14 protein-coding genes are annotated in these 15,659 nt (G+C 46.1%); 8 read left to right on the forward strand and 6 right to left on the reverse strand.

Annotated elements, in window-relative coordinates; translation table 11 throughout:
- The first annotated feature begins 19 nt into the window (after positions 1 to 19).
- From phnD to BLU87_RS08480, 8 genes are all read left to right on the forward strand, one after another.
- The gene (gene phnD, locus BLU87_RS08445) at positions 20 to 1,018 is read left to right on the forward strand and encodes a phosphonate ABC transporter substrate-binding protein (protein WP_092346733.1); all 999 of its coding nucleotides are present in this window, start codon (positions 20 to 22) and stop codon (positions 1,016 to 1,018) included.
- Positions 1,019 to 1,155: 137 nt separating this feature from the next.
- Positions 1,156 to 1,971, forward strand: coding sequence for a phosphonate ABC transporter, permease protein PhnE (gene phnE, locus BLU87_RS08450; protein ID WP_092346736.1), 816 nt, complete (start codon positions 1,156 to 1,158; stop codon positions 1,969 to 1,971).
- A gap of 1 nt (position 1,972) precedes the next feature.
- A complete protein-coding gene (locus tag BLU87_RS08455; RefSeq protein ID WP_092346739.1) occupies positions 1,973 to 3,115 on the forward strand; it encodes an alpha-D-ribose 1-methylphosphonate 5-triphosphate diphosphatase in 1,143 nt (380 codons plus the stop codon).
- A 256-nt stretch (positions 3,116 to 3,371) separates the two neighbouring features.
- Positions 3,372 to 4,412: a substrate-binding domain-containing protein gene (locus BLU87_RS08460; RefSeq protein ID WP_092346741.1), complete on the forward strand. Its 1,041-nt coding sequence runs from the start codon at positions 3,372 to 3,374 to the stop codon at positions 4,410 to 4,412.
- 46 nt (positions 4,413 to 4,458) lie between these two features.
- Positions 4,459 to 7,620: a response regulator gene (locus BLU87_RS08465; RefSeq protein ID WP_092346744.1), complete on the forward strand. Its 3,162-nt coding sequence runs from the start codon at positions 4,459 to 4,461 to the stop codon at positions 7,618 to 7,620.
- Positions 7,620 to 8,615, forward strand: a complete 996-nt coding sequence (locus tag BLU87_RS08470; RefSeq protein ID WP_092346747.1) for an HD domain-containing phosphohydrolase — start codon at positions 7,620 to 7,622, stop codon at positions 8,613 to 8,615. The genes BLU87_RS08465 and BLU87_RS08470 overlap by 1 nt, the downstream gene beginning before the upstream one ends.
- 28 nt (positions 8,616 to 8,643) lie before the next feature.
- A complete protein-coding gene (locus tag BLU87_RS08475; RefSeq protein WP_092346750.1) occupies positions 8,644 to 9,702 on the forward strand; it encodes a diguanylate cyclase in 1,059 nt (352 codons plus the stop codon).
- A gap of 40 nt (positions 9,703 to 9,742) precedes the next feature.
- The gene (locus tag BLU87_RS08480) at positions 9,743 to 9,964 is read left to right on the forward strand and encodes a hypothetical protein (protein WP_092346753.1); all 222 of its coding nucleotides are present in this window, start codon (positions 9,743 to 9,745) and stop codon (positions 9,962 to 9,964) included.
- Between the two features lie 74 nt (positions 9,965 to 10,038).
- Here BLU87_RS08480 and BLU87_RS08485 read toward each other — a convergent pair whose 3' ends face one another.
- From BLU87_RS08485 to BLU87_RS08510, 6 genes are read right to left on the reverse strand one after another with little or no spacing between them, the layout of a single operon-like run.
- Positions 10,039 to 10,965, reverse strand: coding sequence for a sugar phosphate isomerase/epimerase family protein (locus BLU87_RS08485; RefSeq protein WP_092346756.1), 927 nt, complete (start codon positions 10,963 to 10,965; stop codon positions 10,039 to 10,041).
- Positions 10,959 to 12,113, reverse strand: coding sequence for a phosphonate metabolism protein PhnM (gene phnM / locus BLU87_RS08490; RefSeq protein ID WP_092346759.1), 1,155 nt, complete (start codon positions 12,111 to 12,113; stop codon positions 10,959 to 10,961). The genes BLU87_RS08485 and phnM overlap by 7 nt, the downstream gene beginning before the upstream one ends.
- Positions 12,114 to 12,123: 10 nt before the next feature.
- Entirely contained in the window at positions 12,124 to 12,801 is a 678-nt protein-coding gene (gene phnL, locus BLU87_RS08495; protein ID WP_092346762.1) for a phosphonate C-P lyase system protein PhnL, read from the reverse strand.
- Positions 12,802 to 12,817: 16 nt separating this feature from the next.
- Positions 12,818 to 13,693: an ATP-binding cassette domain-containing protein gene (locus tag BLU87_RS08500; RefSeq protein WP_092346765.1), complete on the reverse strand. Its 876-nt coding sequence runs from the start codon at positions 13,691 to 13,693 to the stop codon at positions 12,818 to 12,820.
- Positions 13,693 to 14,559 (reverse strand): alpha-D-ribose 1-methylphosphonate 5-phosphate C-P-lyase PhnJ, encoded by an 867-nt coding sequence (locus tag BLU87_RS08505; RefSeq protein WP_092346768.1) that lies wholly within the window; start codon positions 14,557 to 14,559, stop codon positions 13,693 to 13,695. Before BLU87_RS08505 ends, BLU87_RS08500 begins: the two co-directional genes overlap by 1 nt.
- Positions 14,556 to 15,659: a carbon-phosphorus lyase complex subunit PhnI gene (locus BLU87_RS08510; RefSeq protein WP_092346771.1), complete on the reverse strand. Its 1,104-nt coding sequence runs from the start codon at positions 15,657 to 15,659 to the stop codon at positions 14,556 to 14,558. The genes BLU87_RS08505 and BLU87_RS08510 overlap by 4 nt, the downstream gene beginning before the upstream one ends.

A 15,659-nucleotide genomic window follows, 5' to 3' on the forward strand; every position in this document is an offset into this window, starting at 1 on the left:
TCAAAAGGAGAATAAGAACATGTTGAAAAAGTTGGCCCTAACATTTTTATTAATCTTGATGGTGTGTGGTTCTGCCCTGGCCGCAAACGGAATGCCGAAACAGCTCAATTTTGGCATTATCGCAACAGAATCCACCACCACCCTGGAAGACAGTTTTGGTCCGTTGGTCAAAGAGATGGAAAAATCACTCGGCGTCCCGGTAAAAATGTTTTTTGCCTCAGACTATGCCGGCATTATCGAAGGAATGAGGTTTAAAAAAGTTGACATTGGGTGGTTTGGTAATAAATCAGCGATCCAGGCCGTTGATCGTGCCAATGGCGAAGTTTTTGCCCAGACCATTAAAGATAGCGGTGAGCGTGGTTATTACTCGTTGCTGATTACCAACAAGGATTCGGGTCTTAACTCTCTGGAAGATGTCCTCAAGTGCGACGGCAGCAAAACTTTTGGTAATGGAGATCCCAACTCAACTTCAGGCTTTGCCATCCCCGGTTATTATGTCTGGGCTCTGAACAACAAAACCCCAGAAGAATGTTTCAAGCGGGTGGTCAGCTCGAATCACCAGGGGAATGCCATCGCCGTAGCAACCGGAAAAGTTGATGTCGCAACCAATAACACAGAAACTTTGTATGATCGCATTCCTAAAACCAACCCCAAAATGGCTGGAAAAATCAAAGAAATCTGGCGCTCACCTTTAATTCCGTCGGACCCGATGGTTTGGCGTAAGGATTTACCGGAAGAGTTGAAACAAAAAATTCTTTATTTCTTTATTCAGTTTGGCCGCTTTGGTAGTCCAGAAAAAGTCAAGAAAGAACGTGACATCCTTGCCAATACTTCAGATGGTTGGGGGCCCTTCCTTGCGTCCTCAGATGCTCAGCTGCTTGACGTCCGTCAAATTGAAGCGTTCAAAAAGAAGCTCAAAGCGGAGAGGAATGGTGACAAAGAGGGGATCAAGAAAGCGGAAGCAGAGCTGGCTCAGCTGAAAAAAACTGCTGACATTGTTGGCCAGGGTGGATATTAACGGCCAACCGCCGTTGAGAAAATTCCGGGGTGTACGCTGATGAGGTACGCCCCGTTCCAGAAGGCACCTGCTGAGAAGGAGAAAGGTTCTTTCCTGGCAGGTGCTTTTTAAATAAATCAGAAAACGACAGGTGATTTATGGATAATCCCAACTTACAGCTTTCTCCCGCGGTGGAAAAACAGCTGCAACCGCGCTGGTCGAAAACAGTCGCTAATACCGTAAGTGCACTTGTTCTGGCGGTACTGCTAGGTGCTTCATATTACCCTGCTGAAATAAACAACTGGCCGATGCTGTTTACCGACGCAGGCAATATGATGATTTTTCTAAAAGACTTTCTACACCCGGATTTTACTGATCTGGTGATGTTTATCCAGAAGATGTTGGAGACTATCTATATGGCGCTCTGGGGAACATTTTTGTCGGTTATTGCCGGGGTCTTTTTTTCCTTACTGTCATCAAATAACGTTGCTCCCGCCTGGATTGTTTTCCCGACCCGGCGCTTAATGGATTCGGCACGCGCAATCAATGAACTGGTTTTTGCTATACTTTTTGTAGCTGCGGTCGGTTTGGGCCCCATGGCAGGGGTCATGGCGTTATGCGTACACAATCTCGGTGTTATCAGTAAATTGTTTTCCGAAGCGGTTGAATCTATTGATATGCGTCCCGTCGAAGGGATCCGTTCCAGCGGCGGAGGTTATCTGCATGAGATCATTTACGGGGTCATCCCTCAGGTCCTTCCCCTCTGGAGCAGTTTGACTCTTTATCGCTTTGAAACTCTGGTCCGTTCAGCAACAGTTCTGGGAATTGTTGGTGCCGGTGGTATTGGTTTTACTTTCTATGAATCGTTTCGGGCCTTTCAATATGACCGGGCTGCGACGATTATCATTGTTATGGTCATCTCAGTCAGTTTGATTGATATGCTCTCCTCACGCCTACGGAAAATTTTGATTTAAGATGCCAAATCTACATTTTATCAATGCCAAAATCGTCACTCGGGAGCAGGTTATTGACAGCCATCTGACAACAGCAGGAGGCCGAATTTGCACCGTCGCTGAAAATTCACCCCAAACCGACTATGCAGAGATCGACTTAAACCATGATTTTCTGTTGCCAGGATTGGTAGAGATACATACAGACAATCTGGAAAAAAATATCCAGCCCAGACCGGGAGTTTTGTGGCCATCGATTCTGGCCGCGGCCATGGCCCATGATCATCAGATCATAGGCTCGGGGATTACAACAGTTCTGGATGCTCTGGCGATTGGTGGATTGCGCAAGGGGGGGCTGGATACCCGCATTTTTGATGAATCCTTTGCAGCGATATGTCAGGGACAGGAACAACAACTGTTCAAAGCAGACCACGCCTTGCATCTGCGCTGCGAAGTTGCGGACCCGAATATTGAAAAGCTGCTGCCACGGTATGGCAAACATCCGCTGGTCAAACTGATCTCAGTGATGGATCATACCCCCGGACAAAGACAATGGACCGACCTTGGAAAGTGGCGACTCTATCATCGGGACAAACGCTGGACCGATCAGCAAGCGGAAGAAGTCCGGCAAGAACGGCTGGAACTACAAGACAAATATGCAGATATCAACCGGAGTCTGGCGATTAATTTTGCGCAAGAACGGCAGATTCCGTTGGCCTCCCATGATGATACAACAATTTCTGATACCCGAGCCTCATCTCAGGCGGGAATCACTATCGCTGAATTCCCAACCTCTTTGGCTGCAGCAAGAACGGCCCAAAAATATGATATGTCGGTGGTCATGGGTGCTCCAAACGTAGTCCGTGGAGGTTCTCATTCAGGAAACGTCTCTGCTTTGGATCTGGCAAATCTCAACCTTCTTGATGGACTCTCCTCTGATTATGTTCCGGCAAGTCTGCTCCATTCCGCTTTTTATCTGGCTGAGAAACTGAATATTCCCCTGCCACAAACCATTGCCATGGTTTCGGCAAATGTTGCAGAGATGGCTGAATTGACAGATCGTGGTGAAATTGCCGTTGGAAAAAGGGCCGATTTAATTCAGGTGTCACTCATTGACGGTCTTCCGGTCGTGCGAAAAGTTTGGTGTGCAGGAGAACGGGTTGCTTAAAGTTCGCACCAAGAATGGGTACGAAAATAAAATCTGGTCGCAAGTCAATTCAGTTTCCTGAGTATTTTTAAATAAATATACCCTCCTAATATTCAGCTAATATTTCTGCGATTACTATCCACATGCAAAATCCAGATTTGTCGTTTGACAGTGTTTCACCCCCTAACGAGCGTTCAAAATAAGATATTTTACGATAAAAGCTTAAACACAGGTGCATAACGATTGCTGAAGTTAATTCTTGCTACAGGAACATCTCATGTCGCTTTTAAAAATGTGCTTGCCGATTTTTATAGCCATAAGCCTGATCACTCCATCTCATGCCAGAGAGCGGATAAAAATTGTCGGTTCATCGACTGTCTACCCATTTGCTCAGGTAGTCACTACCGTTTTCAGTGAAAACTCTGGTTATCCCCATCCAGATATCGTTCCAACGGGTACGGGTGGTGGGTTAAAGACGTTTTGTCAGGGAGACGGGGATGAATATCCAGACATTGCCAATGCCTCACGCCGGATTCAGCGCTCTGAATATGACTTATGCCAGAGTAACGGAATTAAGGATATTATCGAGGTCAAGATTGGCTATGATGGTATTGTCATTGCTAACTCCACGAAAGTTCCAAACTTACAACTCTCAATCAGAGATCTCTACCTCGCATTAGCCAGAAACGTTCCGGCACCCACCGGTGAAGAGCGATTAGTAATTAATCCCTATGTCAATTGGCACCAGATCAACCCCAATTTACCTGATCAGAAGATCGAAGTTTTAGGGCCACCACCGACGTCCGGCACCCGTGACGCTTTTTCGGAACTGGCATTAGAAAAAGGCTGTCAACAGTTTGCTTGGATCAAAGCAATAAAAAAACGGGACAAACACAAATTTCAGCAAATCTGTCGCACGCTCAGAAACGACGGTTATTTTGTCGAGGCGGGAGAACGTGACAATCTGGTTGTCAAGAACCTTGAGGTCTCTCCACAGGCAACCGGAATCTTCGGTTATAACTTTCTTGCCCGGGACACAGACAACCTGCAGGGCTCCCTTATTGAGGGGACGGCACCAACCGTTCAAACGATTGCCTCAGGAGACTATCCGCTATCCAGAGCCCTCTATATCTACGTTAAAAAGGGGCGCTTCGGCAAGGTTCCAGGGCTAGAGCAATATCTCTTGATGTTTGCCAGTGAAACGGCCTGGGGCCCGAATGGTTATCTCGCTAAGTTGGGGCTCGTTATTATGCCAGAGAAAGAACGCCATCGCTTCCGTCAGGTCATCGAGCGCGGGACCGTCCTGGACTTCAAATAATCCTTCGACAAAAACATATCATTGGGGGTGATGGAGATTTTCAAAATTGAATATCAGGAAACTATTATCCCCTCTCAACAAACGGATTATCTTACAGGTTTTCGTAGCGACTTTACCCTTTTTAATCATGGGGCTGGCTGTCAGTTTTAAGACTTTTGACAAAAACTTTAAGTTGATTGATGAGATCTCTGCAAATATTCGCACTACGATCAATCAAGACATCAAAAACCTTGAGCAGCAGCTTTACCATGTGACAGAGCAGAATAACAGTTACATGGCGCAGCTTATAAGTTCGGACACTGAAAAAGAAACTGAAGCCATACGTGACACACTGAAGCAAAAAGCATACGAGATTCGCGGCGCAGCATTTTTTTTGGCGTCTTCGTTATCCGAACGATTAGTGCAAGACCCATCATTTCCTCCGGGGACAACACCTGAGCAAATTATCGCCCGTTTAAAGCAAATTCTCCATCAATCGGCACTAAAAGTCATTTATTGGGATGGCATTCAGCCCTTGGATCAACTCGTACCAAACAATACGGTTTCAGCTGATTTTTACCACTATGCCAAAGATGCCCAGCAACGGTTTCAATCTGACTGGTTTGAGGATCGGCTCAAAAACAAGGATGTGGTTGTCAGCCTTATTCCATTTCAGGGAAAAAAGCCCGCAACGGGATTGTTTATTGTCTTTTTTGATCTTAGTGAAGCCTATAGCTATTTCGATCGTGCGATGCGGACAGGATTAAGTCCCGCTGCGGTTAAACAGCAGGAAAAACGGTTCCTTGATGCCAAAAAGCAACAGGATCAATTTTTTCAACAACGTGCATTACAAACTCAATTTATCCATGGAAAAGTTGACCAACGCAACAAAACCATCCAACAGTTCCAGAATAATATGGTGATGTTTACCGTGGTAAATCTGATTGCCTTGATCACCACAGCGATCTTCCTGTTCTGGTATCTCGGCACACGAAAAATCACCTTACTGAATAATTGGCTGAAAAAAACCAGTTTAGCTATTCATAAACTTCAGGATACAGATCTTTCGTCAGGACAACTTGAACCGAATTTTTCACTGGATTACCGCTTTAATGATCACTCATCAAACGAAATCGGTGAGCTCAGTCGGAATATCAATTTCATGCTTGAGACATTGCAGGAGACATCTGTTTCCAAAAATAGCTTACTCAGGGAAATCAACGAAAAAGACTTGATCGCAGAAGAGTTAAAGCAGTCCAGATCCGCTGCGGTACAGGCCAATCGGATGAAGTCCGAATTTATTGCCAATATGAGTCACGAAATCAGAACCCCGCTCAACGGTGTGATTGGCATGGCCCAACTGTTATCCGAGTTAAGAATGACGACAGATCAAGAGCGCATTTGTCAAACACTTCAAGTAGAGGCCGACTCATTGTTGCGGATCATCAATGAAATTCTCGACCTATCAAAGATTGAAGCCGGAAAAATGGATTTCGAGTTGATCCCTTTCAACCCCCGGACTGTCATTGAACAAGTGACTGAAAACCTGGCTTTGAGAATTCCGCAAAAGGGCCTTGAAGCTTTTTCATATATTCCACCAGAGCTGCCACAAACACTTATTGGCGATCCGGGACGCCTGCAGCAAATCCTGACTAACCTCGGTAATAATGCTCTTAAATTCACCAGTAAGGGACAAATCTTCATTTTCGCAGAACAAGTTCAGCATACAAAAGAACAGACCATAATCAAATTTTCTGTTCAGGATACGGGGATTGGCATAGCAGCAGAGAAACGGCAGCTGATTTTCGAAAGCTTCACTCAAGCAGATGGATCAACGACAAGAAAATATGGTGGGACCGGACTGGGAACAACCATTGCGAAGCAGCTGGTTGAACTGATGGGGGGCGAAATCGGGTTAAATAGCGAATTGGGAAAAGGGAGCACATTCTGGTTTACCATCCCGTTTAATCGAGCCCCGGAAAATAAGAGTAAACAGCCAGATATCGACTTGAAGGGGAAAAAAGTTCTGGTCATCGACGACAATTCAACCAGTCGACTTATCCTCGATCGTTATCTTGAAAGCTATGGTTGCGAGGTCCAACTCTCTTCAGATGCTGCAGTCAGCCTGGCTCACCTTTCTCTACATAGCAATGTAGATCTGATTTTAACGGATTACAATATGCCTGATTTGAATGGGCAACAGTTTGTTGAAAATTTGCGATCATCGACTGAACAGCTTTTTAAACAACTGCCCATCATCATGCTTTCATCTCACCATACCGCCAATTACCTGGAAACGTCTCAATGTCTGGAGATTCAAGGACTGCTACGTAAACCGGTGAGAAAAGATGATCTGAGGCGCTTATTGCAATCGGTGTTCAATCTCCTCAATGAATCAGAACGTCCCAAAGCAGTGAACGTCCCCTTGAAAAATTCAACCATGAAGCGAGCCGGTAAAATGATTCTGCTCGCGGAAGATTATCCAACAAACCAACAGATTGCTTTACGTTATTTGATCAATGCCGGTTACAAAGTGGACATCGCAGAAAATGGTCAGCAGGCGGTAACAGCCGTCCAACAACGACATTACGATTTAATTCTGATGGATATTCAAATGCCGGAGATGGATGGTCATGAAGCGACAAAATTAATTAGAGCATTGGAAAGCTCAACAGGGCAACGTACTCCGATTTTGGCCATGACAGCGCACGCTTCAACCGGCTACAGAGACAAATGCCTCGCTTCTGCTATGGATGACTATATTTCCAAACCAATCCGCAAAGAAAGTTTTATCCAGAAAATCGATCAATGGCTATTTGGTGAGACCGATGTTTCAGCTGATTTATGCGTAAATAAAAGGACGCCCCAGGAAGACTTTTCAGTATTTAATTATGGCAAGGCATTGCAGGCCTTTCTTGAAGATCAGGATTTTCTGCAGGAGGTTATCGACGGCTTTGTAGCCAATCTTGAACACCAGTTGCCAATAATTGAGCAGGCGATTAAGGATGAAGATTTAACGATGATCTGGATGGAAGCACACAGCATCAAAGGGGGATCTTACAATCTCTGTGCGACCCGTATTGCTCAAACAGCGGCAATGCTGGAAAAAGCGGGTCGACATGAGGATCTCATTGAATGCAAGACCTGTTTTCTGGAACTTAAGAACGACGTTCAAAACTTTAAACAGTACATCAGCATGAATAAAACTAGCTGGCAACGAGAGGTTTAATGAAAATTTTAATCTGTGAAGATGAATTCGTCAGCCGCCGGAAACTGGAGAAAATTATCGGTTCCCTCGGGTATGAACTTTTAATCGCTGAGGATGGCCTGGAAGCTTATGAACTCTGGGAAAATGAACGTCCGGAACTGATCATTTCCGATTGGGTCATGCCTCACTTGACGGGGATTGAGTTATGTCAAAAAATTCGGGCTGCTGAAGGGAGCCAGTACACCTATATTCTCATGGTGACGACAAAGCATGAAACCTCAGATATTGTCACAGCAATCGAAGCTGGAGCCGATGACTTTATCTCCAAACCCTATGTCATTGAAGAATTAGCAGTCAGGATTCGTGCAGGTCAACGTAGTCGCATGTTTCAGACCAAGGATATTGTCATATTTTCCTTGGCAAAATTAGCGGAAACTCGTGATACAGAAACTGGAAATCATCTTGAACATATCAGATATTTTTCTAAATTACTCGCCGAACAGCTTGCGACCCTCCCTGACAACCCTTTGCGAATTAACAAAATGTTTGTTGAAAACATTTTTCTCACCAGCCCACTCCACGACATTGGCAAAGTTGGGATTGCCGATGCGATCCTCTTGAAACCAGGTCGTCTCACGGAATCAGAACATGATGCGATGAAAGAACATTGTCAAATTGGCTACAACACCTTGCATGATGCATTAGAGAAATACCCCAATACCGATTACTTACAAATGGGAGCTGAAATCGCCCTATATCATCATGAAAAATATGACGGCAGCGGTTACCCTAAAGGGCTGACAGCTGAGAAAATTCCGTTGGCAGCACGAATCGTCGCATTGGCCGACGTCTATGATGCCTTGACCAGCATCAGACCTTATAAAGTGGCGTACACCCATCAACAAACCATAGAGATCATTATCAATGATTCCGGGAGTCATTTTGACCCAATGATCGTCGCCGCTTTCCTGCAATGTGAAGAACAGTTTTCACAGACCAAACAAAAGTTTTCCTGATTTTTTTAATTCTCAACGGGATAGGATCATGGACGTGATAACGAATCATAACCGATTGCGGTACAACAGTCCTTTGTCATCATTACCGCTGCACGCGGTCTCACTACAATTGAGTGCTTCCTGTTATGAAATTTCCCGAGCCTTTGACGACACGCCTGAACTCCCCGGGGTTTTACTGTTTGACAAAAAGAACTTTCATTCGATGATTTCTCGAACCAAGTTTCGTGAAATCATGAACCAACCTTATAGTAAAGATCTTTTTAACCAACGAAAAATCAAGAAGTTAGCCAGACAGTTTGATTCCGCACCAATGATGTTGCCCGCAGAAACCTACATTGGTACCGCAGTTGAAAACAGCCTAAAGCGACCTGCTGAAATGATGGGAGAACCATTGGTGGTGATCCAATCTGAAGTTTACTTTATTGTCGATATTCACGAGCTTTTCCGCGCTCACGCTCGGATATTTTCTGCCACGGTAAAAAAATTACAAGCCGAGATCAGTCATTCCAACTTATTACGGGAAAAATTGGAACAATCAACCCTCGCTGCAGAAAAATTAGCACGCCTTGATGGTCTGACAGGAATACCAAATCGACGCCATATGGATGAATATTTGAGCAGCGAGTGGCAACGTGCGATCCGTAAGCAAACTTCGTTGGCAATAATCTTGATTGATATCGATTTTTTTAAAAATTATAATGACACTTACGGACATCAATCGGGAGATGAAGTGTTGCTTCGCGTCGCCAGGTGTCTGGATAATGAAGCCCATCGACCGGCAGATATGGTTGCCCGTTATGGAGGAGAAGAATTCTTAATCATTCTGCCAGACACCTCAGAAGAGGGAGCTTATGCGCTGGCAGAAAGAATGCGCCAGATGGTTTATGGGTTGAAAATTGCCCACCAAGGATCAGATATCGGCCAATTTTTAAGTATCAGTTGTGGCGTTTGCTGTCTCGCTTCACGGAGGAAAAATACGCTGCCCGACCATGTTATCTGTGCTGCTGATCAAGCATTATATCAAGCTAAATTAGCTGGACGGAACCAGGTGGTCATTGCCCAACAACCCACAAAAACGGGACAATAGTAATCTTCCAAAGAATTTTTATATAGAGAGATAAACTCTGATGATGACAATCTTGTTTAAAAATGAACTTGAGAGAAAACAGCATGAAGAGGCAATCCGACAGCTGTGTGAAGAACATCCCGAAAAACAGCAGTACATAAAAACAAGTTATTTACAAGCTCTGAAACCCATGATCTCTGATGCTCAGATCCGCACCTACCTTTCAATATTTGCCAGCCGAAAAGTCAAAATATTATTGCAATCAGCCTCCCCCGCCCCATGAATGCAATTTAGATTTGATTCTTAGGGAGGGCCGCACGTTATACGATTTCTATCTATTCAGAACCATTATACTATTCAGGCAGCTTGCGCTCTTTCAGCAATCCCGAGAAGAGTAGTGGCAGACTCTCCTGTGGACTCGAAATATCGTCCGCGCAGTTCGGTGATCAGCAGACCTTGATAGTGCCTCATAAAGCAGGAGAATAGTTCATCGAAATCGATATCTCCCCACCCTATCGGCATGTGTGAATCCCCTTTACCAAGGGGAATTTGATGTGTTTGTTGCTTGTCGGTGTGATAGACGGAACCACCAAAATTGTCATGAACGTGACAGTGCCGAATCAAACCAGCGATTTGGGTGACGGCTGCGACTTCCTCAAAACCGTAAAACTTTGAAGCCATATGCAGGTGACCAAAATCCAGAGTAATCGCAACGTTTTTTCGGTTAATCCTTTCGACCTGTTCCTTCAAAGCAGAAATGGTCTCGGCATAACAATAGGGAGAATGATAACGGTAAGGTCTAGCATTTTCCATGGCGATGACCTGATCTGGAAACTCAGAAGCAAAACTCAGGATAATCTCAGCTTCAAGATCCAGGAGTCTTTGACATTGATCCTCTGGGCGCACCACCTTTCCCAGCGGACCGAAACTCTCTTCTGCTTGAAAGCGGCCCGGATGGTAAACCATGATTTCAGCCCCGATAGCTTGTGTGAATTCAAGACTGGAACGCATCACGTCAACATGTAAATCAAAATCTTCCTCATCCATAAGGTTGAGAGGATTGGGGGCATGAACACTGTAGGCGAATGGATACTGATTAAGAATTGTCTGGATGGCCAAAAGCCTCCCCGAATCGAGCTTTCCATGACGGATAACATCTGTCCCGTGAACACCAATTTCCGCAGCAGTCAAACCAAATTCCTGAAATGCGTCCAGATCTCTGCGTAAATGCTCAAGCTTGCCATCAATACGGACTTCACTGATATTGCTACCAATTTTCAACATGATCTAAATACCTCCTGACCTTTGACAAAGGTTCTGCTGATGCGGGGAAAGTCTTCGCCATTTGCCACCAAGACCAGATCAGCGTCTTTGCCGATTGTTATCGAACCGGTCTGGGTCTCCATGCCAATTGCCAGAGCCGGATTCAGACTTGTCATTCTGACCGCTTCGGGAAGAGTTTTTAAGCCAAGATGGTTTAACATAAACACGGCATGCACTAAGGTCAGTGGCGCGTAATCCGAACAAAGGATATCGCCACAGCCCTGAGCAATAGCTTCACGGGCACTGAGATTTTTGGACTGTGAGCTCCCTCGAACGATATTCGGAGCCCCCAGCAAGGTCTTCACCCCTTGATATTTTGCCGCCTGAGCTGTCTCCAGATTAATCGGAAATTCAGAGAGAGAAATCTGACGCTCTTTCAGCCAGCTGATTTTCTCCGGCGTATCATCATCGTGGGATGCGACAGAGACCTGGTGTTCACGGCAGAGAGACAGTAATTCATTGAGATAATGTTGAGATTCACTTTCGCGTGACTGCAGTTTTGCGGTTATCAATGCGTTCATTTCGGCATCAGTTTTTTTATATACCGGACCGAAATATTCTTTGAAAGATGAGATGGTTTTAAACTGACCTTGCCCTGGAGAATGGTCCATGAATGAAAATAGATCGATCCGGTTATCACCGATAAATTGTTTGAGTACTGGGACCGCAGCATGATCGGTGACTTCAAACCGGGTGTGAACTTTGGTTTTAATGCGAAAATTATCCTGCATGTCATTAATGGACCGCAGAACAGATGAAGCCATCAGATTAGAGCGGACCCCAACCTCATTTTCAGCGAACGACAAAGAGTGATACATGGTTGTGACGCCACAGGAAGCCAAGTTTTTATCCAACTCATAAAGAGCGACATTGATCGGGAAAAAAGTTCCCGGACGCGGCTCAATCCCTTTTTCTACGGCATCACAATGGAGATCAATAAAACCAGGCAACAGGTACTGTCCCTGAGCATCGATAAAGGGATGACTGGTGTTCTCCAAACCTTGGGCAATATGACTGATCACGCCGTCTGTCACGGTGACGGTGGCGTCTTCCAGAATTGCATCCGGGGTCACGACTTTAACATTGATGATTTGATAAAGAGCGGGCATGATCTGGTCCTCATTGAAGGGGATAGATATGGCTAGCCGTTTTTTTCATAATCTCCGGATCATGAAAGATGCCCACCATTGTTGTTCCTTGCTGACGCAATTCCGTCAGCAGCTCAAGAACTCTATCGATCGACTTGACATCCAGGGACGCTGTCGGTTCATCGAGCAGTAACAGGCGCGGTTTCCAACTGACCGCCCGGGCGATATTGACCCGTTGCTGCTCTCCGCCGCTGAAAGTGGCCGGATAAGCCTCGAAAAGCTCCTCGGGGATTTGGAGTCGTTGCAACAAGTGACAAGCTCGTTCCCGCGCTTCTTGGTAAGAAACCCCATTGCGGGTCAGAATCGGTTCCATCACCAGATCGAGTGCCGAGACTCTGGGAATGACATTGAGAAACTGCGAAACATAAGCCATTTCCCGATTGCGAATATCGAGCAGGATACGTTCTGAAACTGTCGCCAGATCCACCACTCCATAGTTGGCGGAGTCATACCAGATATGACCGGAACCCGGTAAATAGGTTCGATAAATACATTTAAGAATCGTACTTTTCCCGGCTCCGCTTGGTCCGGACAGGGACACAAATTGTCCTGCTTTGAGTTGGAATGAGATATCATGACAACCAGGAATGTGTTTATCTCCCAGGATTTTAACATTAAAGTTTTTTTGCAGGTTTTCAACTCTGAGCATGGTCGTGTTTCCCTATCTAAAGTTGCGAGGCGACAAGAAGTTGGGTATAGCCATGTTGTGGATCCTGTAAAATCTGATCAGTCAGTCCCGATTCAACTACCCGTCCGTGTTTCATCACCATGGTGCGGTTACACAACAAGTTAATCACTCCAAGATCATGGGAGACGACCAGCATGGAGAGCTGAAACTCACGCTGTAAACTCCTGATCAGATCCAGAACCCGAGCCTGCACCGATAGATCCAGACCGGTGGTCACTTCATCTAACAACAGAAGCAGAGGATTGTTGGACAGCGCCTTGGCGATCTGCACCCGCTGTTGCATCCCCCCACTGAAGTTTTTGGGAGGTTCATCCATTCTTGAGATGGGGATTTCAGTTTTTTCCAGCAGCTCGGAAGCGCGGTCGCACATCTTACCGATGTGACGCCAACCGGCCCCAAGCAACCGTTCAGCAATATTGCCACCAGAACTGACATTCATCCGCAACCCGAGCAAGGGGTTCTGATAGACAATTCCCATCAGAGCATTACGTACCTGACGTTGCTGAAACTGACTCAACCCGAACAGATTACAGGTATATTGATCTGCCTTATCTGCCAGCAGCTCTGCCAAAGCCGCTGGTAACCCCGAACGATGCAGAGTCATCTCGCCATCGGTTGCGGACCACTCAAAATGAGCCAGCTTGATCAAGGTACTTTTCCCGGAGCCACTTTCACCCACGATACCCAGCACTTCTCCTGGGTAAAGATCAAAGTCAACAGCATTACAGGCGACAACTGAGTGGCAATGCGGACAGACATTGGTGTCAAAATCGGGGCCGGTGGATTCATTGCACAGCGAGCAACCAGGACCAAAAATTTTACTCAATCTCCTCGCTTTCAACAGGGCTTCCATCAGGCACACCTCTTATCGCAATAATCGGTATCAGAACAGAAGTATTGGCGGCTACCATCAACGTCACTGATAATTTCATCCAGATAACTGTTGCAGCTGCCACAACGGCTGCAAGCAACCGGAAACTGCTCAATACGAAACTTGTGATCTTCAAATTCCAGCGGCTCAACTCTGGTATACGGAGGGATGGCGTAAATTCTTTTTTCCCGACCAGCACCGAACAAGGAAAGGTGTTCCGACATATGCAGTTTGGGGACATCCCAGCGAGGAATGGGGCTGGGATCCATAATATAATGGTCATTTACCGTCACCGGGTAACGGTAGCTGATGCTGATTTCACCATAGCGGACAATATCTTCATAAAGGTATAGCCACATCCGGGCATAATCGCCCTCGGCATGCATCCGCCGGGTTTCCAACTCTGAGGGTTCAACCTCACGCAGCGCCTCGGGGTAAGGGACCTGCAGAACCAGAATCTGACCTTCACTCATGGGCTCTTCCGGTATCCGATGGCGGGTCTGGATCAATGTTGCCGCTTGAGTGTCAGTGGTCGAATTTACCTCAGCAACCTTGGCGACAAACTTTTTGATATTCACCGCATTGACGCTGTCGTCACAACCCTGATCGATCACTTTAAGGATATCCTCTGGTAGAATCAGCGAAAGGGTAATCTGTAAGCCTCCCGTTCCCCACCCACGTGCGACCGGCATTTCCTGAGAGCTGAACGGAACCTGATAACCGGGAATGGCCACGGCCTTAAGAAGACTGCGGCGGATCTCTTTTTTGGCACTATCATCGAGAAAAGCAAAGTTATAGCCATGCAAGGATTCACTTTGGTGCTGTGTTCGCCATGCTTGCAAATTCATAATTCTGACTCCTGCGGTTCCCCAACCTTTTGGGTTCTGCGCAACCGGTCAAGGCTGGATTGGAAATCAACATAGTGTGGAAGTTTCCAATGGTTGCAGAAACCCATCGCCTCAATACCATCAATATGTGACAGGACAAATTCCTGATCTTCCACCGGCGATTTCCCCTCTTCGTTGCGCATGGTCCGGTCAAGAATAGCCATCGAAATCGCTTTGAGCTCGTTCTGGCCAAAACAAAGACCGTACCCAAGGGTAAACTTAGCCGGTCCATCCTCAGTCCCATCATGATACTGGGCAACCGCTTCGGCTTCAGTGACCTTAACTTCCCCAACGGTATAGGGTTCGCCCGTTTCCGGGTGCGCAACCACCAAAGGGACATAACCGACCCGGAGTTCACCAATAAACGGATGCACATTGCCGTAACCACGCATACTTGAATACGCCAATGTCAACATACCGCCGGTTTCACCACGAGAAAGAGATTGTAAGGTTGCGCTACGCGATGCGGGATAAGTTAAGGATTGACGGGTGATGTCAAAGGGTTTCGATTCTTTTTCCATGGTCGATTTCTCAACCAGCAGGCCATCCCGACGGAGGATTTCTACAACTTTTGGAAAACTGTCCGGTAATTCAACTTCGGGGTCCAAGTGACTGAGCAGCTTTTCACGAAAAGCTTGTCGGCGAGATTCGCTGTCTTCGAGGAGATCAAAGTCCAGGAGTCGCAAAGTATAATCGCTGGTTGGACCTAGAATCTGCCCACCAGGAATTTCCTTAAAAGCGGCAGAAATACGGCGGATGACCCTCATTTTATCCATCGCCAATGGCTGCGAATGCGACAATCTGGACTTTGTAGCCCGGTACGCACGCAACATAAAAGAAGCTTCAAAACTATCTCCAGCTGCCTGTTTCAAAGCAAGGGCGGCAAGTTTGGGAGCGTAGAGACCAGCTTCACTCATAATTCTGTCAATCCCCAGGTAGAGCTGTTCTTCTATTTGATCGAGCCCAAGCGGTTTAGAGGTTCCCTTCTGTAACTGATAACTCAACAAATCACAGGCATTCTCAATCGCTTGACGACCACCTTTGACAGCAACGTAGGCCAT

The sequence above is a fragment of the Desulfuromusa kysingii genome (assembly GCF_900107645.1).
GTDB classification, from domain to species: domain Bacteria; phylum Desulfobacterota; class Desulfuromonadia; order Desulfuromonadales; family Geopsychrobacteraceae; genus Desulfuromusa; species Desulfuromusa kysingii.